This is a genomic window from Serratia quinivorans (genome assembly GCF_052113645.1).
GTDB lineage: Bacteria > Pseudomonadota > Gammaproteobacteria > Enterobacterales > Enterobacteriaceae > Serratia > Serratia quinivorans_B.
The window spans coordinates 13,906-35,789 of sequence record NZ_JBIEIU010000024.1 but is presented as its reverse complement, the minus strand read 5'-3'; the positions used below and the strand labels follow the sequence as shown (position 1 = coordinate 35,789).

At 44.2% G+C, this 21,884-nt stretch carries 32 protein-coding genes; 25 read left to right on the top strand and 7 right to left on the bottom strand.

Annotated elements, in window-relative coordinates; translation table 11 throughout:
• Nucleotides 1–285: 285 nt before the first annotated feature.
• The 12 genes from ACGS9J_RS25425 to ACGS9J_RS25370 all read left to right on the top strand — a co-directional run bounded on the left by ACGS9J_RS25425 (nucleotide 286) and on the right by ACGS9J_RS25370 (nucleotide 4,812).
• Nucleotides 286–474: a hypothetical protein gene (locus ACGS9J_RS25425; RefSeq protein WP_442233390.1), complete on the top strand. Its 189-nt coding sequence runs from the start codon at nucleotides 286–288 to the stop codon at nucleotides 472–474.
• Between the two features lie 51 nt (nucleotides 475–525).
• The gene (locus ACGS9J_RS25420) at nucleotides 526–714 is read left to right on the top strand and encodes a hypothetical protein (RefSeq protein WP_442233389.1); all 189 of its coding nucleotides are present in this window, start codon (nucleotides 526–528) and stop codon (nucleotides 712–714) included.
• Between the two features lie 3 nt (nucleotides 715–717).
• The gene (locus tag ACGS9J_RS25415) at nucleotides 718–921 is read left to right on the top strand and encodes a hypothetical protein (RefSeq protein ID WP_442233388.1); all 204 of its coding nucleotides are present in this window, start codon (nucleotides 718–720) and stop codon (nucleotides 919–921) included.
• A 74-nt stretch (nucleotides 922–995) separates the two neighbouring features.
• Nucleotides 996–1,124, top strand: a complete 129-nt coding sequence (locus ACGS9J_RS25410) for a hypothetical protein (RefSeq protein ID WP_256364576.1) — start codon at nucleotides 996–998, stop codon at nucleotides 1,122–1,124.
• A gap of 127 nt (nucleotides 1,125–1,251) precedes the next feature.
• Nucleotides 1,252–1,566 carry a type II toxin-antitoxin system HigB family toxin gene (locus ACGS9J_RS25405; RefSeq protein ID WP_048797410.1) on the top strand — a complete coding sequence of 105 codons (315 nt, stop codon included), beginning with the start codon at nucleotides 1,252–1,254 and terminating at the stop codon, nucleotides 1,564–1,566.
• Complete coding sequence (locus tag ACGS9J_RS25400) at nucleotides 1,563–1,922, top strand: helix-turn-helix domain-containing protein (RefSeq protein ID WP_442233387.1); 360 nt, start codon at nucleotides 1,563–1,565, stop codon at nucleotides 1,920–1,922. Before ACGS9J_RS25405 ends, ACGS9J_RS25400 begins: the two co-directional genes overlap by 4 nt.
• Before the next feature lie 20 nt (nucleotides 1,923–1,942).
• On the top strand, nucleotides 1,943–2,143 hold the full coding sequence (locus tag ACGS9J_RS25395) for a hypothetical protein (RefSeq protein ID WP_442233386.1): 201 nt from the start codon (nucleotides 1,943–1,945) through the stop codon (nucleotides 2,141–2,143).
• A 37-nt stretch (nucleotides 2,144–2,180) separates the two neighbouring features.
• Nucleotides 2,181–2,804: a DUF2913 family protein gene (locus tag ACGS9J_RS25390; RefSeq protein WP_442233385.1), complete on the top strand. Its 624-nt coding sequence runs from the start codon at nucleotides 2,181–2,183 to the stop codon at nucleotides 2,802–2,804.
• 20 nt (nucleotides 2,805–2,824) lie between these two features.
• Nucleotides 2,825–3,358, top strand: a complete 534-nt coding sequence (locus ACGS9J_RS25385; RefSeq protein ID WP_442233384.1) for a hypothetical protein — start codon at nucleotides 2,825–2,827, stop codon at nucleotides 3,356–3,358.
• On the top strand, nucleotides 3,355–3,582 hold the full coding sequence (locus tag ACGS9J_RS25380; protein WP_442233383.1) for an antirestriction protein ArdR: 228 nt from the start codon (nucleotides 3,355–3,357) through the stop codon (nucleotides 3,580–3,582). The genes ACGS9J_RS25385 and ACGS9J_RS25380 overlap by 4 nt, the downstream gene beginning before the upstream one ends.
• Nucleotides 3,583–3,994: 412 nt before the next feature.
• The gene (locus ACGS9J_RS25375) at nucleotides 3,995–4,318 is read left to right on the top strand and encodes a hypothetical protein (RefSeq protein WP_442233382.1); all 324 of its coding nucleotides are present in this window, start codon (nucleotides 3,995–3,997) and stop codon (nucleotides 4,316–4,318) included.
• 344 nt (nucleotides 4,319–4,662) lie between these two features.
• Complete coding sequence (locus ACGS9J_RS25370) at nucleotides 4,663–4,812, top strand: hypothetical protein (protein WP_442233381.1); 150 nt, start codon at nucleotides 4,663–4,665, stop codon at nucleotides 4,810–4,812.
• A gap of 446 nt (nucleotides 4,813–5,258) precedes the next feature.
• Here the strand turns inward: ACGS9J_RS25370 and ACGS9J_RS25365 are convergent, their stop codons facing one another.
• The 3 genes from ACGS9J_RS25365 to ACGS9J_RS25355 are packed head-to-tail and all read right to left on the bottom strand — an operon-like array spanning nucleotide 5,259 to nucleotide 6,963.
• Nucleotides 5,259–5,741: a hypothetical protein gene (locus tag ACGS9J_RS25365; protein ID WP_442233380.1), complete on the bottom strand. Its 483-nt coding sequence runs from the start codon at nucleotides 5,739–5,741 to the stop codon at nucleotides 5,259–5,261.
• Nucleotides 5,742–5,778: 37 nt separating this feature from the next.
• Nucleotides 5,779–6,480, bottom strand: coding sequence for a StbB family protein (stbB, locus tag ACGS9J_RS25360; protein ID WP_442233379.1), 702 nt, complete (start codon nucleotides 6,478–6,480; stop codon nucleotides 5,779–5,781).
• Between the two features lie 9 nt (nucleotides 6,481–6,489).
• Nucleotides 6,490–6,963, bottom strand: coding sequence for a hypothetical protein (locus ACGS9J_RS25355; protein ID WP_442233378.1), 474 nt, complete (start codon nucleotides 6,961–6,963; stop codon nucleotides 6,490–6,492).
• Nucleotides 6,964–7,270: 307 nt separating this feature from the next.
• On the opposite strand from ACGS9J_RS25355, the gene ACGS9J_RS25350 reads away from it, so the two are divergent.
• The 5 genes from ACGS9J_RS25350 (at nucleotide 7,271) to ACGS9J_RS25330 (ending at nucleotide 13,411) form a co-directional block, all read left to right on the top strand.
• On the top strand, nucleotides 7,271–7,612 hold the full coding sequence (locus ACGS9J_RS25350) for a plasmid mobilization protein (RefSeq protein ID WP_442233377.1): 342 nt from the start codon (nucleotides 7,271–7,273) through the stop codon (nucleotides 7,610–7,612).
• Nucleotides 7,602–10,706, top strand: coding sequence for an LPD7 domain-containing protein (locus ACGS9J_RS25345; RefSeq protein WP_442233376.1), 3,105 nt, complete (start codon nucleotides 7,602–7,604; stop codon nucleotides 10,704–10,706). The genes ACGS9J_RS25350 and ACGS9J_RS25345 overlap by 11 nt, the downstream gene beginning before the upstream one ends.
• 145 nt (nucleotides 10,707–10,851) lie before the next feature.
• Complete coding sequence (locus ACGS9J_RS25340) at nucleotides 10,852–11,064, top strand: type II toxin-antitoxin system Phd/YefM family antitoxin (protein ID WP_442233375.1); 213 nt, start codon at nucleotides 10,852–10,854, stop codon at nucleotides 11,062–11,064.
• 380 nt (nucleotides 11,065–11,444) lie between these two features.
• Nucleotides 11,445–12,335, top strand: a complete 891-nt coding sequence (gene repA, locus ACGS9J_RS25335; protein ID WP_442233407.1) for a plasmid replication initiator RepA — start codon at nucleotides 11,445–11,447, stop codon at nucleotides 12,333–12,335.
• Nucleotides 12,336–13,138: 803 nt separating this feature from the next.
• Nucleotides 13,139–13,411 carry a hypothetical protein gene (locus ACGS9J_RS25330; RefSeq protein ID WP_442233374.1) on the top strand — a complete coding sequence of 91 codons (273 nt, stop codon included), beginning with the start codon at nucleotides 13,139–13,141 and terminating at the stop codon, nucleotides 13,409–13,411.
• 155 nt (nucleotides 13,412–13,566) lie between these two features.
• Here ACGS9J_RS25330 and ACGS9J_RS25325 read toward each other — a convergent pair whose 3' ends face one another.
• The 3 genes from ACGS9J_RS25325 to ACGS9J_RS25315 all read right to left on the bottom strand — a co-directional run bounded on the left by ACGS9J_RS25325 (nucleotide 13,567) and on the right by ACGS9J_RS25315 (nucleotide 15,417).
• Nucleotides 13,567–13,794, bottom strand: a complete 228-nt coding sequence (locus ACGS9J_RS25325; protein WP_442233373.1) for a plasmid partition protein ParG — start codon at nucleotides 13,792–13,794, stop codon at nucleotides 13,567–13,569.
• Nucleotides 13,795–13,858: 64 nt separating this feature from the next.
• Entirely contained in the window at nucleotides 13,859–14,479 is a 621-nt protein-coding gene (gene parA / locus ACGS9J_RS25320) for a ParA family partition ATPase (RefSeq protein ID WP_442233372.1), read from the bottom strand.
• Nucleotides 14,480–14,601: 122 nt separating this feature from the next.
• Nucleotides 14,602–15,417, bottom strand: coding sequence for a tyrosine-type recombinase/integrase (locus ACGS9J_RS25315; RefSeq protein ID WP_442233371.1), 816 nt, complete (start codon nucleotides 15,415–15,417; stop codon nucleotides 14,602–14,604).
• A 770-nt stretch (nucleotides 15,418–16,187) separates the two neighbouring features.
• Here ACGS9J_RS25315 and dinQ point away from each other — a divergent pair.
• Both dinQ and ACGS9J_RS25305 read left to right on the top strand, forming a co-directional pair.
• A complete protein-coding gene (dinQ, locus tag ACGS9J_RS25310) occupies nucleotides 16,188–16,268 on the top strand; it encodes a damage-inducible type I toxin DinQ (protein WP_442233406.1) in 81 nt (26 codons plus the stop codon).
• Between the two features lie 104 nt (nucleotides 16,269–16,372).
• Nucleotides 16,373–16,645, top strand: coding sequence for a hypothetical protein (locus ACGS9J_RS25305; RefSeq protein WP_442233370.1), 273 nt, complete (start codon nucleotides 16,373–16,375; stop codon nucleotides 16,643–16,645).
• A 133-nt stretch (nucleotides 16,646–16,778) separates the two neighbouring features.
• Here the strand turns inward: ACGS9J_RS25305 and ACGS9J_RS25300 are convergent, their stop codons facing one another.
• Nucleotides 16,779–17,171 (bottom strand): helix-turn-helix domain-containing protein, encoded by a 393-nt coding sequence (locus ACGS9J_RS25300; RefSeq protein WP_442233369.1) that lies wholly within the window; start codon nucleotides 17,169–17,171, stop codon nucleotides 16,779–16,781.
• 313 nt (nucleotides 17,172–17,484) lie between these two features.
• Here ACGS9J_RS25300 and ACGS9J_RS25295 point away from each other — a divergent pair, with 313 nt between their 5' ends.
• From ACGS9J_RS25295 to ACGS9J_RS25270, 6 genes are read left to right on the top strand one after another with little or no spacing between them, the layout of a single operon-like run.
• Nucleotides 17,485–17,976: a transcription termination/antitermination NusG family protein gene (locus ACGS9J_RS25295; protein ID WP_442233368.1), complete on the top strand. Its 492-nt coding sequence runs from the start codon at nucleotides 17,485–17,487 to the stop codon at nucleotides 17,974–17,976.
• The gene (locus ACGS9J_RS25290; RefSeq protein ID WP_442233367.1) at nucleotides 17,945–18,151 is read left to right on the top strand and encodes a hypothetical protein; all 207 of its coding nucleotides are present in this window, start codon (nucleotides 17,945–17,947) and stop codon (nucleotides 18,149–18,151) included. Before ACGS9J_RS25295 ends, ACGS9J_RS25290 begins: the two co-directional genes overlap by 32 nt.
• A gap of 6 nt (nucleotides 18,152–18,157) precedes the next feature.
• Nucleotides 18,158–18,808: a lytic transglycosylase domain-containing protein gene (locus ACGS9J_RS25285; RefSeq protein WP_442233366.1), complete on the top strand. Its 651-nt coding sequence runs from the start codon at nucleotides 18,158–18,160 to the stop codon at nucleotides 18,806–18,808.
• The gene (locus ACGS9J_RS25280; protein WP_442233365.1) at nucleotides 18,795–19,142 is read left to right on the top strand and encodes a hypothetical protein; all 348 of its coding nucleotides are present in this window, start codon (nucleotides 18,795–18,797) and stop codon (nucleotides 19,140–19,142) included. Before ACGS9J_RS25285 ends, ACGS9J_RS25280 begins: the two co-directional genes overlap by 14 nt.
• A 17-nt stretch (nucleotides 19,143–19,159) precedes the next feature.
• Nucleotides 19,160–19,525, top strand: coding sequence for a VirB3 family type IV secretion system protein (locus ACGS9J_RS25275; protein WP_442233364.1), 366 nt, complete (start codon nucleotides 19,160–19,162; stop codon nucleotides 19,523–19,525).
• A complete protein-coding gene (locus ACGS9J_RS25270) occupies nucleotides 19,482–21,884 on the top strand; it encodes a VirB4 family type IV secretion system protein (protein WP_442233363.1) in 2,403 nt (800 codons plus the stop codon). The genes ACGS9J_RS25275 and ACGS9J_RS25270 overlap by 44 nt, the downstream gene beginning before the upstream one ends.

Below are 21,884 nucleotides of genomic sequence, written 5' to 3'. Positions count from 1 at the left end.
TGCGTCCTCCGGAAGGCTGAATTCGCTGTGTGTGGTCTGTAAGCCTGTTTTGGGCTTTGCAGGGAGGGGGGAGGTTTGCGGTGCTGATTGCCTGGGATTGTTCCGGCGATTGATGGGCAGTGCATCATTCCAGATCGGCGTGGTCGCCTTCCATGCCCTGACGGGCATAAATAAAACAGTATGAGAACGTGAAATAAACCTTGATGTTACATACTATAATATGTAATATATACCTCATGGCATCAACGATGATTCTTATAACGGCCAGTCGGCCAGGAGCCAATAATGAATACTCTCGAAACCTTACGGTTGTCCCGCTTTGATGTGGTTTTCCTTTCAAAAAATCAAGACAATAAAACTATCAAATGTCATTTTATCACCAGCGCTTTAAATTCTTTCGATGCGGCTTTTATCTTTGGTCAGAATAATAAAAGTAAAGGTTATGTCGTTTTGAGTGTTGATGCAATCAACTAATGGTCAATTCCTACCTTTTTTATTTTTGATAAATATGTTGAGGGATTTACAATGGAATATGAATTAAGCGCATTAGCCTCACTGAAAAGAAATGTTAAGTTCTGGTTTGATTCTTGCGGATACAACAAAGAACAGGTCATCAGGCAGATTGAAAAATGGGGTAATTTTGCGTACTCACCCGGCGAACAGGAAAAAGCGAAGGAAGTAATTTTAAGTGGCTTAAAAAATGACAGGGAATAAGAAATGAAAAACCTAACTGATAACGCCAAGAAGTTTTTAGAAAATAAACCGGTATTAATTGGAAGTGTGCTCGGTTATCGATTTTATGAACACCCTAAACGTGGAGATGAAACCGACCTTAAGGTATTGACCCCAGACGGTAGAATAGTGTCATCAGGTTATTATGATTTACCGTCAAAAAGTGAATTGATGAACATAAAATTTTAAAGGTGGCGTTAGGTTGATTGCAACAACCTAACGCCGTATGACAATAAACCACTATCGAGGTAAATTTAATGTCAATGAACCAAATCATAGCGATCGCCGATCAGCTTGTAAAGGGCTGGGAAGTGAAGATCCCCGCAATGAAACCGCAGGATTGGGACGAGTTGCGTTGGTGGCTGGAACATCTGCGCGGCTACGCGCACTGAACACCGGGCGGGCTGGCCCCGCCCTCATCCTAGACCGAATTTTTTACGGCGGCTGAGAGAGAAAAAAGTTGTCTTTGTCCCATTTTGGGATATAATTAATGTATTGAAACAGTAACGGATAGACGCCATGAAGATCATTTCCATCGCAACCTTAAAGAGCTTTTGGGAACAGTACCCGGATGCAGAACAGCCGTTAAAAGCCTGGCTGGACGAAGCGAAAAAAGCCAATTGGCAATCCCCGATGGAAATTAAGGAGCTTTACCGTAGCGCCAGTATTCTTAAAAACAGTCGTGTGGTGTTTAACATCAAAGGTAACGATTACCGTTTAGTGACATCCATATTCTATGCGGCGGGCTGGGTTTATATTAAATTTATCGGCACCCATAAGCAGTACGATAAAATTGATGTCAATACCGTTGAGATTAGAGAGGTAACAAAATGAATATCAAGCCTATTCGTACCGAGCAGGACTATCATGAAGCGCTGAATTCGATTTCTCCCCTGTTTGACGCGCAGCCGGAACCCGGCACACCCGAATTTGATTTTATGGAAATCATGGTATTGCTGATTGAAGCCTATGAAGCGAAACACTACCCCATTGATCCGCCTGATCCGATTGAGGCCATTAAATTCAGAATGGAGCAGTCCGGGCTAACTGCGAAAGATTTACAACCGGCTATCGGACAATTAAACCGGGTTTATGAGATTTTGAACGGCAAGCGTAAATTAACCATTCCAATGATACGGAATCTCAACAAACAGTTTCATATTCCATTGGAAAGCCTGTTAGGCAGTTAATCAGAAAGGCGCTGGCCGCGTTGAGTGCGCAACTCGAAAATGTGAAGGCTGAACTTGAGGCTATTCGTGATGAAGAACAGGACGCCTTTGACAACATGCCGGAAGGGTTGCAGCAGTCAGAACGCGGCCAGGCCTCCGAAGAGGCGATCGGCCTGATTGACGATGCCCTGGAGAGTATCGAGACGGCAACAGAAAACATTGACGAAGTGGCGGGCGGCTGATCGTTGCCGCTTCTTGAGCCAAGAAGGAGGCTATCCGTTGGCAACCCCTGCATATCAACAACGTCCTACGGCTGAACTTGCGCATCTGGCGTGGTGCCTGCTGGTCGCTCTGCGCATGGAACAGCATGACGGGCGAGCAACGTCGGACGTACAACAACACCTGTTCATCATGCGTTGGCTGGCGAACGCCCAAAAACACAAACGCTTTCCCCGCTCGGTAGCGGCTGACATTCTCTGGTTGCAGGCTCAGGGTAAACTTTACGGGTTCCGGGCGAACCTGCGCGGCAAGGTGGACTATATCTACCGCTCCAGTGCGGGAACGCTGGCCTCACAAAGTGATCTGTTCCGCTTCACCTATGCGGTGGAAACGCTGAAAAGCATGGGTTGGGATGATCACCTGGTGTCTGATCATGAATGGAACACCGCGCTGGCGGGGAGTGCACAAATCTCCGCGTTGTATACCCGTAAACAGGCGCTGTCGTCCTGTTTTGACGACAAACAAACGCTGATCAAGCCATTGGTCTTGCGGTTTACCGGCGATATTAGCGGCATACCGGCGTTGTTCGGTCAATGTGCCCTGACGGTGGCGCAACAGGATGATGAACAAGGATTTTCTGTCTTGGCCGTGCAATGCCCTCGACATGAAAATGCGCGTCTATAATCATTAGGGAGGACTTGACGATGAATTTTGGGATGGATAGAGCAAAGACTGCTTTTTTTTGGCTGGGGATTGTTATTCTGGTTGCCGCTAATATTTTTCTCTTATTACATTATTTTCCCACGCTAAAAAATAACGTCGAACAGGGATATTATGATGCAGTGAGTTTTACGGCTTCGGTTATGGGGCTGACCCCTGCGGGAAGTTTTTTAGACTTAATTAATTATCAAATACAGCCCTGGACTGCGGTTGTTTATATCTTACCGATTTCTGCGTTTTCCTGGGTTGTGTTGTTTCTGCCGGTATACTTATTTGTTTTTTGGCGTTTACCGTTCGTCGGCTTGTCAAAATTAACCCGGCGTGACAGTAAAACAGACGTGGCTGTTCTGAATGAAGGGATAGCTGACTCTGGATGGATAGCACAGGGTGAATTAGCGGTGGAAGCGTATATGGGGTGTGAAACCATAGGCGAATTGGTGAAAGAGTATGCCAGTAAAACCGAGGGTAAATCGCTCATTATTCACTTTCCCGATTATCAGACAAGAGCCTTACGATGAAAGAGATCATAGCGATAGTCGCCAGATGGCGCGAGGCGAACCCAGAACATGTTGCTGGCGTGGTGTTGGTTTGGCAGGGTGAAGTCTACGGTTGGAAAAATTACTTACGTGACGCCAGTGATGAGCGCCCCGGTGCGTTGGCCGTTGATGCGCAGGGCCATATTTTTGAGGCTCAAGGGGGGAATGATTATGACGGTGCTAAATGCTGGGTTGCACAACGTTAGAAATGGAGAATTGAGGTCATGTCACGAAATTTTAAAATGTGGTTCCTGGTTATGCTGGTTGGTGCGGTGTTCGCAATGGGTTTTGTATTGTTTCAGGATTGTGACCGCTCCTGGCCTGAAGGATCACTACCTGCATTATTTTGTCCCGCACCAACAGATAAACCGTCACTTCAATAAAATATGGTTAGGTAACACTGAAAAGGAACTAACATGATAGCTGGTTTCATTGACAGAAAGTTATTGCATTCTTCACAGGTAAAGGGATTCGATAAGCGTTACTCTGAAATCATTAAGGTCATTAGGCGTGAATATCCCTATGCGTATTTTCACCTTAACCCTTTCATTTTAATCGGTGCATATAGAAAAGCGAAACGTGAATTTTATGGTTCACTAGCGAAAAAGGAATAAAAGCATGAGAGTAAAAAAAGGTAAGGTCATATGTACGTCTTTTCTAATTATTGCATTCAGTAGTGTTGTATCGGCGACAGGTATCCCTGTTTTTGATCCCGGTGCACCCATTAAAATCTCTGAAAATAAATCGTACAGTTGCGATAAAAACGGTAATGCACTACGGCTATCGGACGGTATTAAGGTTCCTATGTATTACCGTGACAAGCCGATTACATGCCATGACGATCATTTATGGCTTGATGATAAAGCACTGAGTTTTATTGATCTCGTAGGTTTAGCCGCCAATGAAGTCACAACCAAAAACGATGCGTTACCTCACCCATGAGCGCGGCCAGCGGGGTTCTCTGTCCGTTCGCCGAGATTCGGTAAAACGCCCTTTTTACCGAAACGCGCGAAAACTGACCGCACGGGCGCGTTAGCGGCCGCGCCCCTGTGCCTGGTGCGGCGCTTTTGCTACCCTGTCGCGTACCGGACCGGGGCAGGATGGGGCATTCCGTGGGGCGGCCGCCCTGCCCTTCCCCGGTTCGGTCTTCGGTTTTACTTCCATCAAAGGTGTATTCACCGAAATGACGATCGCCGCCAGCGCGATTATTCCGCAAGCCTCCCGCCGCCCGGACGTTTACAATCAACGGTAACACGTTACCCCGGCTGATTGCGGAGAGTAAAAAATTGAGTACCACCGCCCCCACGTTCCCGCAGATCGCGCGTAGCGCCACCGGCACCCCGGCGGCACCCTATATTGATTTTGAAACCGCCCTGGCGGCACGTCGCCTGGCGGCAGTGTGCGATTATCTGCGCACCTTCACTCGATACCTGTAGTTGTAGTGACGCGCAATGATGATCAGGGATTGGTAGGCGCGGTGCGAGGTATTCCGAGGAGCGACTGCTTCGTTCGCTTCCACATGTGTTCTATCTGGTATATAATACTTTAATTAGTAACATTTAAGTTATCCCTCTATTCCTTCGCTGGCTCTTTGTATGGGGCATCAGTTATCCGCTAGGCTGCCTGAAACAATAACGATAAACTCAGCAAGTTAAGCGAGATCTTTCCATGCGCAAAGCGCATAGAAGGCGGCTCACTATAGCAATATATTTTACGAATATTAAACCGCCGGGCTTTACGATCTGACTGATGCCCTGAATCCCCCCCTTCCCTGCCAGGCGGTTTTAACATCGCTGGCACGATTGTTAATGTTGATATATTAGTTAGGTGGCAGGCACGAGGATTAAACAATAATGAAGACGGGTAAAAAAACCCGTCGCTATCATTTATAAAGATAAAAGAGTCCGTTGAAAGCGACTGATAAAATTAATGTGGATGAAAGTATTATTATTGCCACCCAACTTTTATAATTTATAAAACTATTTGATTCTAATATATTTTTAACTTTTCTCTCAAACTGATTAAGTTGTAATTGTGTTTCTTGTATGCTTTCTGAAATTCCATTAGAAATTTCATTTTTTATTGCGGAACGTAGTTCCAGCTTTGATTCGTCAAGCTGATTCATCAGTATTGCTCTGTGTTTCACCGTTAAGTCATCAAAGCTGGCTTCAGCCTCTTCGAGGCAGACTACTAGTTTAGTTATACTGGTCTCAATATTATCAGGTAGAGAGTTAATGGTTTCGCGAAGTTCAATCAGTTCATTACGTATTTTCTCGGGTATAGACTTAATTTCTTTATCAAGTGCTATGTAGTCTTCAAGCAGCTCTTTTACTTTTTGATCTTTGAACTCTTCTGAAATGCTCATTAATTTCTCCTTATTAGGCGGGTAAACCCGCCTAATATTATGCCAAATTTAGCTTTTGAAATGCGATATCAAGATCAGAGTTGAAACCATTCATTAGCATTTTAACTGTTCGTAGGTTTGATAATTCCTGCCTTGTTTCTTTTGACTCTGCGGAGCGAATTAGTGTTCTAAAGTCGCGTTCATCATTGTAAACATCATCATACCGTAAACCTGATTTTGTAAGGATATTGAATATGTTGTTATAGTAAACAATTGCTGGACTATCGCCAGTAATTTTGTTGCATGTTTTATCAGATAAAAAAACAGAATATTGCTTTCTAATTTCAATGTCTTTTTCTGCTTGGTTGAAAATTATTTTTATACGTTCTTGTTCAATGCCGCTATCTAGAAGATTATTGATGGTATTTATAGAGTCGCGTTGCTGTTTATCTTGAGTTGTTACTGGAACGACAAAATAATCAATTAATTCATGACTTCCCTGGAACTCTAACATTTGAACCATGAATTGTTCAATGTTAGATGAACCAATGTCGATGATTGTACAATCGCTATCATCAATACATTTTAAAATTTCATCAAATTCTTTTGCGGAAAGTTTGTTGTCATTAGTTCCATCTGAGTTGATGGTTTCAACTCGGATTATCTCGGAATCTTTTAATCGAGGTTTTAACAGTGTTTGACAGATAGTTGATTTACCTACGTTACCGCTGTTATTTAATACTGCCATTTTCAAATACATAGCCTTTCCTTATTTGTTTTGTAAGTAGTTAGAGAGCGTAGTCCCTAGCCTTATTGCATTTGGGCATTGCCATGTTTTTATTTGCTCAATGCTGACTCCACCGGTCATAGCTCTTGATGCCAGTCTTTCATTGTTGAAACAAACGGCAAGGTAACTGCCCAAATCACTAGTATCATTAATGGATGCCGGTTCTTTATCATCTTGGTTGATTATCTGCTCTCTATTTCTAATAGAATAGGGTGTCTTTTCTTTTAGAACCCTATTTTTATTTTTTGTCCTTGTTAGCATGTTTCTGTATGCGGCTGGAGCTAAGTCATCGTTCGTCGCAGTGTTTATAAAGCATGTGATTTGTTCCCATGAATAAAATTTCTTGGCTTCAATTATATCTGAAAAAAACAAATCAAAAGCTGCTTGCTTAGATTTTGTTGTTTTATCTCTGATTGCTTCACAGAGTCGATGTAGAAAAGTGTCAATTGTAATCATTGTTGTCTCCTTATCACCTCCTTACTTTCTCATAAGAGCACTACGTGTGCAAATATGTGTGCGATTTTGGTTTTAATGTGTTCTATTGTGTATGCGATAGTGTGTCTGCGTCAAGTTGAAAATGATTTTTTGTATGCGGTAGTGTGTGCTTTTCCGTGTTCTTAACCCTACATCCAAACACCAACAGAGGCACGTTACCGACTGTATACAAAGTCCTGCGGCCTTTGTATTCGTCGCGTGCCAAAGGGGAAACCCCTTTGAAACCCCGCATGGCGGGAACATCATCACCAGCACTAGAGGGTGCTTTATGGCTGTTAAACAGAATAAAGAGATCGTTGTGTCGTTACGTATAACGTCTGATGAGTATTCTCCGTTTGAAAAACAAATAAAAGAATCAAAACTGAGTCGTTCAGCATTCTTTAGAAAACTGGTTCTGGATAAAAAAGACTTTATCAATATCGAAGTAAAAGACACCAAACAACTATTATACCTTTTTAATAAATCGAGTAATAATATAAATCAGCTTGCTTTGAAAGTTAACGTCGCTCATAAAAATGGTACAATATCAGATAGAAAATACACGTTATTTCTTAATGCCCTTCTCAATATAGAATCACTGATGAAAAAGGCGGTCGAGGATGCTGATTAGGTGCAAAGGATATAATTCTGGCGTAAAGGAGTATCTCGAAGAGGGGCAGAAGTCCGGTCGAGAACTTTCTCGCGATGAACTAGATGAAAGAGTTATTCTTGACGGTAATCTTGATTTGACTGAGATGGTTTATAAAAGCATCCCGGATAAAGGTCAGGATCGTTACCTTACATTTACTCTCTCTTTTAAAGAAGAGCAGGTTGATGAGGAAATGCTCTCTTCTATTACACAAGAATTTAAATCATTTTTGATGAAGGCGTACTCTCCTGATGAATTTAACTTCTATGCGGAGGCGCATCTTCCAAAGATAAAAACCATGAAGGATAGAAAAACGGGAGGGCTAGTAGATAGGAAACCTCATATTCATATTGTTATCCCGCGAAAGAATTTAGTAAGTGGTAACGAAATGAATCCTGTTGGCAACTATAAACAGAATGAAAAGTATCTTGAGGCCTTCCAGGAGTATATTAACCAGAAATATAAAATAGAATCTCCAAGAGATAACATGCGAGCCACACCTACTAGTTACGCTGATATGTTGTCTAGATATAAAGGGGATGATTTTAGAGCGAAAAACAAAGCATTCAAAAGTGAAGTTTTGCAGAGAGTCTATGATGAAGGCGTCCAATCTAGAAAAGGTTTCTATGAGATTGTTTCCCAGTATGGTGAAACTAAAATCAGAAATGCAGGTAAACCTTCTGAATATATCGCTGTGAAACTGAAAGGAGATCAAAAATTTACAAACTTAAAGGAGACCATATTTAGTGATGATTTCATTATTCATAGACGTGTAACTAAGCCACCTCTAGAACAACATATCATTAAAGATCGGTTTTCAGAGTGGAATAGACGTTCGGAAGAAATTAAGTATATAGATAAAATTTCCTCGAAACGTTTAAGAGATAAATACTATGCATCCAATGACGAAGTAAAGTCGAAACTGATGCATTCATGCATACATGATTTTAACTTAAAACATCGAGGTTCGAATGTCCTACGAAGTGAATGGCAGACAAATAACGAGCGAAGTGCTTTTAAAACTGAAAGAGGATTTGCTCCCAGAACTACCAATAGCTTGCAAAACATGCGAGATGGGAATGTGGCAAGTTCACGCAGCCGGGAAGGAGATAAAGTGCTATTGCCGGGTGATGCACGCATTCTCATGGGAAACAAGCAGGCCGTCAGAGATCTTGGATTGCGACGCACTTTATCAGACGGAGGGGGACGAGGAAGAGTTGCCAGCTCAACCAATGTCGAACCAGGAAAGACAAGAGTTCGAACCCGACCCTTGGCAGGGAATGGAAAACGATCAAGAGGGTTACAGCTAACTCCCTACCCTGCAATCCCACGATTCAAAAATAGGATACCAACACTTGCTGATGTGAATAAGAGAAGTAGTTTCATTTTTTCAGCAGGAACAATCACGGGTAATAAATCAAAGACAGTTTTTTCTAAACCTACTAATGCAGACGTTAATTCTTCTTCATTATCTGCCTGGTTGATTAGGCGAATTAATGATAACTCTCCGCGTAAAAACGTTAATAAGTTATTGAGAGTTATTGAGCAAGATTTTCATGATATCAGACGGGAGGTGTTATCCGATAAAAGATTTAGTGATGAAGAAAAAAATCAACTTGTTTCAGTCATTCACTTTGAGCGCCTGAAAAGGAAAGAAGCAGCCTTTAATAAATATGAGGATTATATTATGGGTAGTAAAGAAATCCGGGAACTGATGGGCAGTAATAATAAAAAAGTGTCAGGATTTACTATCAGTGCTCCTGAACCAGAAGAAAATCAGGGGGCTAAAAGTCGGTTTGCGCGTGTAATGGATAAAATCCGCAACCCTGTTGAATATTCCAAAGTGGCTGATGAGTCCAGGAAGTCAGTAGAAAAGCAACTCGACGCCAGTAACCTTTATACTAAACGAACCCGTAAGGGGCATGTCCACTATCTTGATAAGACGAGTGATAAAACCCTGTTCGTTGATACTGGTAAGTTGATCACTATGCGTAAAAATGGCCTGAGCACGGATAGTGTCGCTATCGCGCTGGAGCTGGCACAGGGACGATTTGGCAGTACACTTAACATTAAGGGGTCAAAAGAATTTAAGGAGATGGTTGTTAATGTTGTTGCTGAAAAGGGTCTCGATATTCATTTCACTGACAAGAAAATGAACCAAATGCTTGAACAACGCCGCCAGGAGTTGGCTAAACGTGATGTACCAGATAATGGAACTGCGTTTACTATTGAAGCTGGTGAGCCACAACAGGCTGTGGCTAAAAATGATAATAAGAACATCCAACCATCTAGTGATCAAGAACAACCACTGCAACAGCCAGTGCAGCAGCAACCGCAGGCGCAAACACAGCGAACGGCAGATGAAATACGAACTATCGTAGAAGATCCTGGATTGCGCCGTATGGCAATGAGTGACGAGCAGAAACGACGGGAGTTCCAAGCCACACCTGAAACATATCATGCTGTTTATAAAGAAATTAGTGCAGAGATTGCGGACAGATTACAAAAATCGGTGCAACAGCCACAGGCGCGAACGGCAGATGAAGTACGAACTATCGTAGAAGATCCTGGATTGCGCCGTATGGCAATGAGCGACGAGCAGAAGCGACGGGAGTTTCAAGCCACACCTGAAACGTATGATGCTGTTTATAAGAATATTAGCGCAGAGATTGCGTCCAGATTGCAAAATCCAGGGCAAGCCCAGCAGGCTATTCCCCGCAACGAACCAATTGTAGGGAAAATTATGAAGCATGGTGCAGCACCTTACCAAAACAAAGAAGGTAATAGTCAAAGTTACTATGTTGTTTTAAAAGGGAAAGATGGATTGGAATCGACTCAGTGGGGCGTTGGACTAAAAGATGCCTTGAAAGGTTTCCGAAGAGGTCAGGAAGTGGCGCTGGATCTGAAAGAGTCTAAGCCGGTACAAGTTCGTACAAGGGATGAAAACGGTAACATCTCTACTCGTGATGTCGTTCGTAACGTATGGGAAGCAACCAAGCTGTCCAGTTCCCCAAGCAGCAAGGCAAGCAAAAAAACAGGCTTGGACAGCAACACTAACGAGCCTGACCTAGCGTAAAAGCAACGATTTCAATCTCCTCAAGGCTAGGCATTGACCTAGCCTTTTTTGTGAGCGCGATCTTTGTTATATACTTTGTACTTGATTTAATGCATTACCTTGTTCTATCCTCATCAAAAGAGACGTATCGCGGAGGAGTTCAAATATGCCTCAAATCATTCTTAGCCGCAGATTAGTCAGTGTCTCTGAGTTCAGAAAAAACCCGATAGAGTGCGTAAATTCGGGGAATGGTGAGGCACTGGCGATTATGAGCTACAACGAACCGGCTTTTTACTGCATTCCAGCTAAGGAATATGGAGAGCTGTTGCAACTCGTAGAGGATGCTAAGAACAAACTCAACCGAGATGTAACTGGTTGAAGAAAAGGATCTTTAGCGGATCTTTTCATTAGATTTATGAATGGTAACTCTTATGAAAAGTGATGTTTGGCACGGTAAAACAACAGGTTAGCGTTAACAAAAAGGGATCGGCTGAATTGATCCTTTTAACCGGGCGTGATAGATTACGTTGGTTTACAAATTCCTACGGGTGGGACGTTCCCGGTAAGAGCGTCTAGGGATGGGGAAGAAAGCGGAAGCTGAACCCCAGAATGCAAAAACCCCCTGAAATCTGCTTCAACTTGGCGGGAGAGACAGATATTCAGGGGGTCGTAAAGCAGGTGCCATCACCTGTGAAGGATTATAGCAAATGCGCTACATTGCACAACCCCTTTGCACCGCCTTAAGTATCGGTGTGTGTGATTGAAAAAGAATCCCATCAAAGTTTTGGCTATCGCCAGGTTAAAAACCCGTTCCCATCGTTTGCTATGCCTAAAAAGAAAGGCTCAAACGATGCCAAGACCACTCTTCCCTTTAACCGGAAACTGATGGAGAAAGCCGAAGGCTTTACTTCTCGGTTCGATTTCTCCATGCACGTTGCGGTTGCCCGTTCCCTGGGTAAGCGGTTCCGTAAGCCTCCAATACTGCGCCTAAGAGCAATCGAGGCTCTGTTGCAGGGACTCTGTTTCCACTATGACCCTCTGGCCAACCGGGCTAACGCTACCTTAACTACTATTGCGATTGAGTGTGGCCTTGCCACTGAGTCCAAGAAAGGTAATCTGGCGATCACTCGCGCTACACGTGCGCTCCAGTCTCTCGCTAAAGATTTTGGGTTTATTACCTATTCTGATAAAGCATTTGACCCGACGATCGGGTGTAATCTTCCGACTGATATCACGTTTACCCCTGCTTTTTTCGATGCCCTGGACGTGTCTGCTGACGCAGTGGCCGCAGCTCGCCGCGGTCGTGCTGAGTGGAAAAATAAAGAGCGTGAGAAAAAAGGTCTTGCTCGTATCGGTATTGATGAATTAATCAGCCAGGCATGGCAAGCATTCCATAAACGTTTTAAAGAGTATCGTCTCATGCGTAAAGCTCATGGTGAGAAGCGGGCCAGAGCGCGGCGTGATGCGAAACGTACCCATCAAGACATCAAAGCGCTAGTTCACCGTGAACTGACCCGCGAACTTGCCCAGGGACTTTTCCCGGCAGACAGAAACGCCGTGACAGAAGAAGTGAAGCGGCGAGTACGAGAGCGGATGGTCATGTCTCGCGGGAACCATACGAGGCTTGCTCGAACGCCAGCACCGGCATAAACCCCCTTCCCCTTTCTTCCCATCCGGTTTACTCCGGAGGATGTTGTGTGGCTGCATATCGGGAATGTATAAAAAACGCACACGTGGCCGTAAAAACGGCAATCAAATACCTGCCTTAGCCATTCGTTTTTATCATTGATGGTGCCTGTTAACTCATTTTTCGTCTCATACTCGATGCTCCAATCTGACGATTATCGTTATACACATCTAACTGCAAGAGACATAACTTGGTAAGTACTATCCGAGGGGGTAATTAAGTGCCACAATTCTTTTTAACTTCTTTTGTTTTTTATCAATTAAAAAGAATACCTACTCGTTGTCTGTCCTGTGGACAGACTGATAATGACCGCCCTTGCAGCGAGCTATGCTCGCGCCGGTTCGGCTGAGTCGCTACGCTCCTTAGGTACCACCCGCCGATGGCGGGCATTTACAACACAGCAAACCTTACCCACATAGCCCAGTTGGAGCTAAGCTGCGATTTGACGACATTTGGTTTTGGTAAAATCGCGATAGCACCGTGCCATTAAGTCTCTAAACGTCTGCAACCTCCGGTCGCATTCGTTAAGACCCCGGAAATCACGCTCAGAACAGCGCTACGCGCGATTCTGACCACTCACCGGGGCTATGGACTTAAATCAATAAAAAATCGCTATAAGTCCGTTAGGCTTATCAGGAAAAGGGGGGGTCAGGTCATCAGTCAGATCGTAAAGCCCGGCGGTTTAACATCCGTAAAATATATTGCTATAGTGAGCCGCCTTCTATCGCTTCGCGCATGGCGAAAAGTAATCAACAATGAGGAAAATATGGACAAGAAAACAATAGAACGAGAGGGGAAAAAAGCGGTAAAAATCGTCAAAGAATCAGAAAAACGGCAGGGTATTATTGGTTATAAAATATACATCACCGATAAAAATAGCTACCTAAAATTTAGCAACGAACCTTCTATCTCCGCGATTGAATACACGGCAAATTTCGAGGATGCTCATGTGTTTAAAAGCCGTATTGATGCGCTTCCAATCATGTTAGGGTTAACGTGTGAGTTTGAACTAAAGCCAATCACAAAAGTAGGGTTCTAAAAAATTGGCCGGCTAGCCAATGCCAGCCAGTCCCATGCTATTCTTAAGCGACTTCGTTAAAAATACTCATTTGAGCAAACACACAAATGATTTTATGTGTATTTACTCAATAAGTGCCCGGCTGTTTTTAAATGTGTTATCACACATATGAGTATTTACTCATTTTCTTTCAGCCAACCATCAACCAACTCCTTGATCACATCTGAAATGCTTGTGCCCTGCTTTACACAAGCGGCTTTAAAACGCAGATGCTTATCGACTGCAATATCAACGTTCACCCGCTTTGTCTTTACTGCTGGGGTTGTCGCGGTGACGACTTTTTCCAAGTCACGGTGTTCCCCGAAACTCATCGTTTTAGAAGTGTGTTGTTTTTGTAACGCCATGATCAGTCACTCTCACTCGTAATTAGGATTGTCTGTGTGTCTGTGTGTCTGTGTTTTTGAGTGTTTACTCAATGAGATCGACTATTTCCCGTGTCAGGATTTGGATCTCTCCTTTTGCTGCATTGTCAGTTGTATCAAACACACTATTCCCTTCAAACACCGACTTCACATAACTTTGCCGTTGAGCGATGGCCGTCTTGAATGCCTTTATTCCGGTGTTCGCAATACTGTCTTTTAGCACACCCAACATGGTGGCCTGTTCAATCTTGCGGGTTATCAAGAAACGCGCTTCCACCGGTCGGTTATACGCCTGTGCTTCCAGGACAGTGACAACTGTCCCGGCGGCGGAGAAATCCAGAGGGCTAGGCGTCACGGGGATAATGATAAGGTCGCTCACCATGATCGCCGCTGAGGTGATCACTGACAGAGAGCCAGCCCCATCAATAATCACGAAATCGTAGTCGCTCAGATCCTTACGTACCTGGTAAACATCTTTTTCTGATGCGGCAGTGAACACATCAAATGCTGCTTTTTCCGTGCTGTTCCAGTTGGTCAGGCTCATTTGTGGATCGGTATCAACAACCGCAACGCGCTTACCTGCGTTGGCTAGGCAGGCACTGACATTAATGGTGGCCGTGGTTTTACCCGACCCGCCTTTGGGATTCAGAAACGCAATGACTTTCATGCTTAAACCCTCATTTACTCAAATGTGTTTATGTGTGCGATGCGTTTATTATACACATAAACACAAATGTGTAAATGTGTTTGCTCTGTGTGTTTACTCATTTGTGTTTATGTGTGGTGTTGTCACGATATCAGTAATTGCTTTGCTTGTTGGGCGTCGTAGCTGAATGATAGGCCATGCCCCGCCAGCACATCGAGCGCAAACACTCGGGTATAAACCTCTGTACTCCGGGCGTAACGGTGGCCGAGCAGCGACTGGAGCACTTTCTCAGGAACGCCACTCATCGCCAGGTGCATCGCATAGCTGTGCCGGAACGTGTGCGGTGTGACGTTAATCGGGAACGTTACGCCGTCACGCGCAGCTCGCTCCAGTGCTTCACCCAGCCAGTTAACCGGCGTCTGCCTTGAGGTGATATCCCACACCGGTTGATGTTTCACGCGTTTTCGCCAGGTTGCCAGAAATTCCCGCATCCTCTGTGTGTAACCGGCATCAAGCAGCGGCACCAGGCGAATGTCGGGTTCCGGGGGTTTCCGGTAGCGCGGATCGGGGTGGGGTGGGTCGTCTTTTATTTTCGGGCGTCCGGGTTTGCGGTTCGCTTCCCTGTTGCGTTGTTTCAGAGTCCGAACGGCGACCACCGGCTGCGGGTGTTTCCTCGATGGCTCCAGTTCATAGTGACGAGGAGTGAGCGCCATCGCCTCATTCACTCTTGCGCCGGTATTCCACAGGGTTTCAAAAAACATGCGTCGGGTGAGATCATCAATGTAGGAGAGCAGCACGGCCACTTCGGGTGCAAGCAGGTACTTAGGCATTCCTGCCCCCAGCCGCGCAGCGTGATCCCGCATGGCGCGGGCAGATCCCAGCGAAACCGGGGCTGAATTGTTTACATTCCAGGCGTCGCTACGTGAAATCTGAAAAATTTCGCGGGGTAAGTGACTCAATTTTTCAATCTCCGCACCAGTGTGAGTTTTTGTGTGTTTACTCAAACACACAGTTAATGCATCCGCGTGCTTTATTACGTTAACCATTATGGCGCAAAGTGGGGCGGTGTCCGATCACAATAAATCCGATCATCCATTTTAAAAAATGGACATTTTTTCCGATAGTGCCATTTTGTCCAGGCGCGTGAGGACGTTTTCACGCCAAACGGGGCAGGGCGGGCTGATGATGACCAGCCCAAAACACAATATGTGGTGCGCCGGTCAGCTGGCTGAGCCACTACATGTTGATTATCAACAGAAACGGGGGATAAGGGTGTGGGTAATGGACAGAATGACGGTTGTGTCCAGGTGGTGCGGGAATTTACGGAGAAGCAAATTTCAGGCGTAAAAAAACCCGACTGGTGAGATCGGGTTTTAATACAGTACCGGTTTTGAGTTGGTTGCTCTGACCGGAGGGAGTCACTCTACACCTAACGCCTTTAATTATATCCCTTGACGCATATTTTGCAACCAGCATCCGGTTATAGGGTGGATGTATGGTGACAAGTGGGTATAATCAGCAGGTTAGCGTTGTTTTGTGACTGTCCTGCCCTTAAACCCAGCGTAATCGGGTGTGAACGATTTTTAAGTCCTGGCCGAACAAACAGGTGGTGCTGTGTCCGGTGCTCTGGCAGGAGGGAGTCACTCTACACCTAACAATGAGAGAACCGTTGTGACAGGCAGTGTTAGAGTAAACTACGGTGATTTCCTCCAGTTTACTGGAGAAACGCATGGGCGCTTTTATTGACAAAGCAATCATGGTTCTGAAAGCAATAATTGTGCTTCTGGAACTGATCCGCATCTTCTTCTGACGGTGACGGAAACGTAGTTAAGGCCGGGGAGTTAACCACTCTCCGGCCTTTAACAATTATGGGCTAAATAAATAACCTAAACTCACAAATTAACGGAATATTTCATGAACGAAACACATGAAGAAGGTAAAGGGTTTACGAGCATCACGCAGGCGAATAATTGGTATCTACGTGTGAAAAACGGAGAGGACTCTTCCATTTATCCGGTTGCTGTATGGGCATCAGAGGGAAATAAAGTTAAGGGGCTAGTCTCTCTTTTTAAAGGTGACTCACCTGCCTTATTTACCCCTCCACCTGGAGCCGTTTCACAATATGTTCACGGTGATCAACTTACCGATATTGAGAAGCAGATCGTTAAGCGTGAATATCGTTTTTAATACTGAGCCGCGAAAGCGGCTTTAATCTTTATGGGGACGTCACCCACTAAAATACTGTTTTTTAGTGAACTTACACAGCGAATTATTAGTGAAAGTAACTATTACAGTTATAGCATACAATTATCGATAATTTCTAAGGCTTTAACGATGAAGGTAATTCTTCATTGAGTGTAATTTCCATTCGGCGTTCAAGCAATGAATGAATGGTTTTTGTGAGAGCCTGCAACTGAACCTCTGCTTTTTCCAGCTCCGTAATTTCAGCCGGGTTAAGTCTGAATCTCTTATGGCGTTTGTATATCGACAGAAGATGTTCAGCCAGGATGTCATCTCGACAGTACAGATAGCATTCCGGTACGCCCAGAACCTCAGCAAAGCGACAGGCTTGCTGAAAATTGGGGCTATGGGTATCCGTTTCGTAGTGGGAGATCCTGCTGACGGTTAGCTCATCGATACCTGCCCGTATGCCCAACTCTGTTTGTGTCATTTTAGCCGCCTTTCTGGCGGCCTTAAGGCGCTTGCCGATCATGCTCTTTCTCCGCGTCTAAACCTCTGTAATTTTAGACTTATTAATCAAATTGTTGTGTATAGATAATCTAACAATTATCTGTTTTACTAACATTTTGATGTGTGGTTATCGGCAAGAATGCATGATAGGTTTGATCGTTTAAACCGATCAATATTACATGGATTGATCTATCAAAACAATTGGACGAAAAGACCGTCAACCCTCAAAATTAGATAATTAACAATCTTAAACATACTAAAAACGTACTACTCAGGGGGCTGATGTAGTGCGCTAGCTATGGTAATTCAATGTCTTATGTCATAAGGAGGCCTTTATGCATGAATGGCACCATACCTGGTATCTTCTGCGCTGCCGTGAAAACACATGGAAGACTACACTGCAAAATCTTACTGAAGCCGGACTGAAAACATGTTGCCCACTTATTTTAGAACGACGGCGGCGGAAAGATAAAAAAAATGCATACAGGCTCATTAATTCCCCGGCATTTCCTGGCTATATTTTCGTAAAGTTTAATCCTGCTCAGATCCATACCACCGCAATAAAACGGATGCCAGGCGCAATGGACTTTGTTCGTTTCGGCAACCGTGTTGCAACCATTCACCCGGATGAGGTTGAAGCTTTAAAAGTTGTCCATCATCCTTCGTCACAGGGAACGGTATGTATGGAACCAACAGGGTTATCTGATGAGTTTCTAACACGAATTCAAGAAATCTATTTCTCAGATGAACCCGCTGTTCGTATCGACTTACTGTTTTCGTATTTATGGAGTAAAAATGCCAAGCGAATCAACCAAGCAAGAAAATAAAAATGAGTATTCTAATAATGTTTATGTTTCTCGCGAACCACGTAAAAGACTGGAAGAGTTAATCACGGAGGTTGGATATAAAAGAGGTAAGGTTATGTCTGCTTCTGCCTTTGTTCGTTATCTGATAGACAACTACGGTGACGAGGCAAAAAAGAAAATCCTCAATAACGGGTAGGGATATATGATATCTACAGCCGCTTTTCTGGCGCTGGCGATGCAGTGCGCCCCCGATGTGGCACCTGATACATTAAGCCGCATTGTTAAAACTGAATCTGGGTTTAATCCCTGGGCTATAGGGGTTGTGGGAAAACCGCTAAGTCGCCAGCCACGAACCAAAGAAGAAGCCCTAGAGGCAATAAGACAGCTCGATAAAAGAAATGCCAATTTCAGTATTGGTCTGGCTCAGGTCAATCGACAATACTTTGATGTCAAAGACGCTGAAACGGTATTCTCACCCTGCACGAACCTGAAAATGGGGGCTGATATTTTAAAAGACTGTTACTCACGAGCTTTAAAAAACGGTGACTCCGAACAACAAGCGTTGAGAAAATCATTCTCATGTTATTACAGTGGGAACTATACAAGGGGGTTCAAGAAAGAGAATAACGGGACAAGCTATGTAGAAAGAGTGGTTGCAGCAAATACTACAAATATTAAAGTTCCTGCGTTGGGTGACGAGACCGTGACAGTGCCATCTTCACGGCGAGACAGGCCGGTTTATGACGCCTGGGACGTCTTACAGCAATATCCTAAATACAGTCAGCCTGAGCAAAATAGCAAGGAGCCTAAGGTTGAAAAAAATGATGAGGAAAAAACAGATGTTAAAAGCTAACGCGAGACCAAAGGCCATTAATAAGTATTATATTCTGGCTATATCAATGCTCGCATTCTCACCTTATGCACTTGCAGCCGGTGGCAGTACGGCATGGCTGGATACCCTTATCCAGTATGCTAAAAATATTCAGATTGGGTTATATACACTGGCTGGTGTCATTGTTCTTTGTTGTGTCATTGTTTCCGGTATCCGTTTAGCCATTTCTCGTATGTCAGGCAATCATGATAAGACCTTCTGGGATTATATCGGTGATCTCAGTATGGCTATCTGGATAGGCGGGGCTATCGTCTTCTTCACTGCGATGTGGCAGGTCTTCGGTACAACTTCCTGATAACGACAGGGGATAATATGGATGATGAAGAATTATCCTTTGAAAGTTATAATGCGATGGGGCGAACGGCGTCTTATGCAGGCGTTCCGCAGTTTGTCCTATTAGGTGTTATCTTTCTCGGGATTATTATTACCGGTATCAGTTGCTCTATTTTTGGCTGGTATGGTTTGATTGCATTAATTATCCCCGGCACCTTATTTATTGTGGTCAGAATCGTTTGTGAGTCTGACAGTCGCTTTCTGACGCGCCTCCGCTTTATGCTGGGGCGTTACATCAGAAATATGGTGTACGGGCGATCTTTACTGATAACTCCCTGCAACCCACGATGGAATCAATTTTATGGCAGGCGAATTGCGCAAAAAAGGTTTATCTCCAGAGACTAGAGTGCCGTGGATGAATTACCATGTGCATGAAAATATGGTTACGCTTTCTGGTCAACGTTTAATTAGTGTGGTCAGGTTTAAAGGAGTTTCTTACGGAACAAAAGAAAAATCAGAACTGAATAGAATGTTCACCAATGAAAATCGGTTCCTTCTTTCTCTTGGAAAGAAAGAAGGGAAAAACTTGATGATTCAAACATGGACAACTAAATCATCAATATCACTGGATGCGGAGTACAAAATAGAGTTGCCGGTATTGCAGGATTTTGTTGATACCCTTACAGAACCTTTCCGAAAAGGGAAGTATCGTCAAGTTGGTTATACGATGGCCTTCATCTTGAAATATAAAGAGCTGGATGAAGGTATTAGCCGCATGAATGAAATTCTCATTATGGTCGAGAGGATGCTGGGGGCATTTGAGCCTTCTGTTCTGGGGGTAGACGAAAATGCCGCAGGATCGGTTTACTCCCAGGTTGGCCGGTATTTTTCTTTGTTGATTAATGGCGAAGAAAAGGATGTCATGCTTTCCGATACCCGGCTTGGCGATGCGATTATTGACAGCGTTACCAATTTCGCGCCCTACGATTATGTTGAAAATCGTCCCAACAGTGGCGGGATGAGGTATGCCACTACGTATGATCTGCGTGATTACCCCTCAAAGACGGTTCCGGGGATGTGGGATGAAGCGATTGAGGAGCAGTTTGATTTTTCGCTAGTTCAAAGCTTCATGTTTGAGGACAGAAATAAATCCAAGGTCAATTTTGCCAAACAGACGGTGGATCTGGCTTCGGCAGAAGGGGAAACAAAGCAAACTAAAGCGCTGGAAGATGCCGTTCAGGACATTACCCAGGGTGAGAAGATGTTCGGACGTTATCATGCGGCGCTTATCGTTTATGGTGAAACGCCACAAAAAGCTATTGATAACGGCGCTACACTGGATTCCATTTTTTCCGCGAGGGATACCAGATTTATTCGCTCCACGGTAACGAACGACGACTCTTACTATTCGCTGTTTCCTGGTTGCACAATTGCCATGTACCCCGTTCCCAAATCAACGGAGAATTTGGCCTGTGGCTTTTCCCTACATGCCTCCCCGGTGGGGAAGGCCGAAGGGAACCCTCCAGGCGACGGTAAAGCGTGGATGCCGTTTCGTTCAGCGAATGATGCGTTGTACTTCTTTAACGCTCATAACAGCCCGGTAGGGAAGAATAATACCGGTGAGCGCCTGCCTGGCCATCTCTCTGTTGTAGGAAAGACGGGTGCGGGTAAAACCACGCTTGAAGCGGAATTAATTATCTTCGCCAGTCGTTGGAATCCCCTTTTGTTCTGCCTGGATTACAACCATTCGTTTGAAAACCTGTTGCGAGCCTTATCCACTGAATATTATGTGATCAGACCAGGGGTATCGACAGGCATCAACCTGTTTCAATTGGAAGATACTCCTGAACTGCGTAGCCAGTTGTTCGATATGGTTCAGACAATGGCGAGTAACTGTAGTGATGCCGAAGAGAACCAGATTAAACAGTCGATTGAGGCCGTACTGTCGCATTCTGTGGTTGAGAACCGGGGGATGTCACTGCTCTTGCAAAACATCGCTGAAACAGAAGATCCGAACTGTCTCCATGTACGGTTGAAAAAATGGTGTCGGGTCTGTCCAGATGGTTCAGAAGGGCGCTATGCGTGGGTCTGTGATGCTCCTGTTAACCTTTTTGACCCAAAAAAATTCCGACGACTTGCATTTGATTGTACTCGCATAATGAATAAAACATTTTTCACGAAGAATCCCGAAATGATGGAGATTTTCCTGAATACGATGTTTTTCCTGAAAAGACTTATGCATGAGTATCAGCCTGCAAATATGCTATTAAATATTATTGCTGAATGCTGGATACCCCTTTCATTTGACAGTACAGCAGATGCAATTAAAGAAATTTTAAAAGCAGGGCGAACCAGAGGTGAAATACTGACTATGGATACTCAGGAACCTGAGGATCTCAGTAAATCAACACATGGTGCGTCTGTAATTCAGCAGGTGGTCACTCAGATATGGTTGGCAAATGATAAAGCCAAACCAGAAGAGTATGGAAAGTTTAATATTGAAGGTAAAGAGTTTGAAATTGTATCAGGGCTGAACCCGCTAGCGTTTGAGTTTTTAATAAAGCAAGGTCAGCAATCCACCGTTTTGTCCTTTGCAATGGAAGATAATCTTAAATATTGGCTTCCTCTTCTTTCTACCACGATTGGTAAAGAAGGTAATGCGAATATTGCAGCCAGCATCAGGGAAAAACTGGGAACGAACGACCCGAAAATATGGGTGAGTGAGTTTCTTGATGAAATGCAACGTATTAAGAAAGAGAGATGA

Bases quoted from the DNA above. Each gene is read 5' to 3' on its own strand.
- ACGS9J_RS25425 (WP_442233390.1), top strand. From the start codon at position 286: ATGAATACTCTCGAAACCTTACGGTTGTCCCGCTTTGATGTGGTTTTC.
- ACGS9J_RS25420 (WP_442233389.1), top strand. From the start codon at position 526: ATGGAATATGAATTAAGCGCATTAGCCTCACTGAAAAGAAATGTTAAG.
- ACGS9J_RS25415 (WP_442233388.1), top strand. From the start codon at position 718: ATGAAAAACCTAACTGATAACGCCAAGAAGTTTTTAGAAAATAAACCG.
- ACGS9J_RS25410 (WP_256364576.1), top strand. From the start codon at position 996: ATGAACCAAATCATAGCGATCGCCGATCAGCTTGTAAAGGGCTGGGAA.
- ACGS9J_RS25405 (WP_048797410.1), top strand. From the start codon at position 1,252: ATGAAGATCATTTCCATCGCAACCTTAAAGAGCTTTTGGGAACAGTAC.
- ACGS9J_RS25400 (WP_442233387.1), top strand. From the start codon at position 1,563: ATGAATATCAAGCCTATTCGTACCGAGCAGGACTATCATGAAGCGCTG.
- ACGS9J_RS25385 (WP_442233384.1), top strand. From the start codon at position 2,825: ATGAATTTTGGGATGGATAGAGCAAAGACTGCTTTTTTTTGGCTGGGG.
- ACGS9J_RS25380 (WP_442233383.1), top strand. From the start codon at position 3,355: ATGAAAGAGATCATAGCGATAGTCGCCAGATGGCGCGAGGCGAACCCA.
- ACGS9J_RS25375 (WP_442233382.1), top strand. From the start codon at position 3,995: ATGAGAGTAAAAAAAGGTAAGGTCATATGTACGTCTTTTCTAATTATT.
- ACGS9J_RS25365 (WP_442233380.1), bottom strand. From the start codon at position 5,741: ATGAGCATTTCAGAAGAGTTCAAAGATCAAAAAGTAAAAGAGCTGCTT.
- stbB (WP_442233379.1), bottom strand. From the start codon at position 6,480: ATGTATTTGAAAATGGCAGTATTAAATAACAGCGGTAACGTAGGTAAA.
- ACGS9J_RS25355 (WP_442233378.1), bottom strand. From the start codon at position 6,963: ATGATTACAATTGACACTTTTCTACATCGACTCTGTGAAGCAATCAGA.
- ACGS9J_RS25350 (WP_442233377.1), top strand. From the start codon at position 7,271: ATGGCTGTTAAACAGAATAAAGAGATCGTTGTGTCGTTACGTATAACG.
- ACGS9J_RS25345 (WP_442233376.1), top strand. From the start codon at position 7,602: ATGCTGATTAGGTGCAAAGGATATAATTCTGGCGTAAAGGAGTATCTC.
- ACGS9J_RS25340 (WP_442233375.1), top strand. From the start codon at position 10,852: ATGCCTCAAATCATTCTTAGCCGCAGATTAGTCAGTGTCTCTGAGTTC.
- ACGS9J_RS25330 (WP_442233374.1), top strand. From the start codon at position 13,139: ATGGACAAGAAAACAATAGAACGAGAGGGGAAAAAAGCGGTAAAAATC.
- ACGS9J_RS25325 (WP_442233373.1), bottom strand. From the start codon at position 13,794: ATGGCGTTACAAAAACAACACACTTCTAAAACGATGAGTTTCGGGGAA.
- parA (WP_442233372.1), bottom strand. From the start codon at position 14,479: ATGAAAGTCATTGCGTTTCTGAATCCCAAAGGCGGGTCGGGTAAAACC.
- dinQ (WP_442233406.1), top strand. From the start codon at position 16,188: ATGGGCGCTTTTATTGACAAAGCAATCATGGTTCTGAAAGCAATAATT.
- ACGS9J_RS25305 (WP_442233370.1), top strand. From the start codon at position 16,373: ATGAACGAAACACATGAAGAAGGTAAAGGGTTTACGAGCATCACGCAG.
- ACGS9J_RS25300 (WP_442233369.1), bottom strand. From the start codon at position 17,171: ATGATCGGCAAGCGCCTTAAGGCCGCCAGAAAGGCGGCTAAAATGACA.
- ACGS9J_RS25295 (WP_442233368.1), top strand. From the start codon at position 17,485: ATGCATGAATGGCACCATACCTGGTATCTTCTGCGCTGCCGTGAAAAC.
- ACGS9J_RS25290 (WP_442233367.1), top strand. From the start codon at position 17,945: ATGCCAAGCGAATCAACCAAGCAAGAAAATAAAAATGAGTATTCTAAT.
- ACGS9J_RS25285 (WP_442233366.1), top strand. From the start codon at position 18,158: ATGATATCTACAGCCGCTTTTCTGGCGCTGGCGATGCAGTGCGCCCCC.
- ACGS9J_RS25280 (WP_442233365.1), top strand. From the start codon at position 18,795: ATGTTAAAAGCTAACGCGAGACCAAAGGCCATTAATAAGTATTATATT.
- ACGS9J_RS25275 (WP_442233364.1), top strand. From the start codon at position 19,160: ATGGATGATGAAGAATTATCCTTTGAAAGTTATAATGCGATGGGGCGA.
- ACGS9J_RS25270 (WP_442233363.1), top strand. From the start codon at position 19,482: ATGGCAGGCGAATTGCGCAAAAAAGGTTTATCTCCAGAGACTAGAGTG.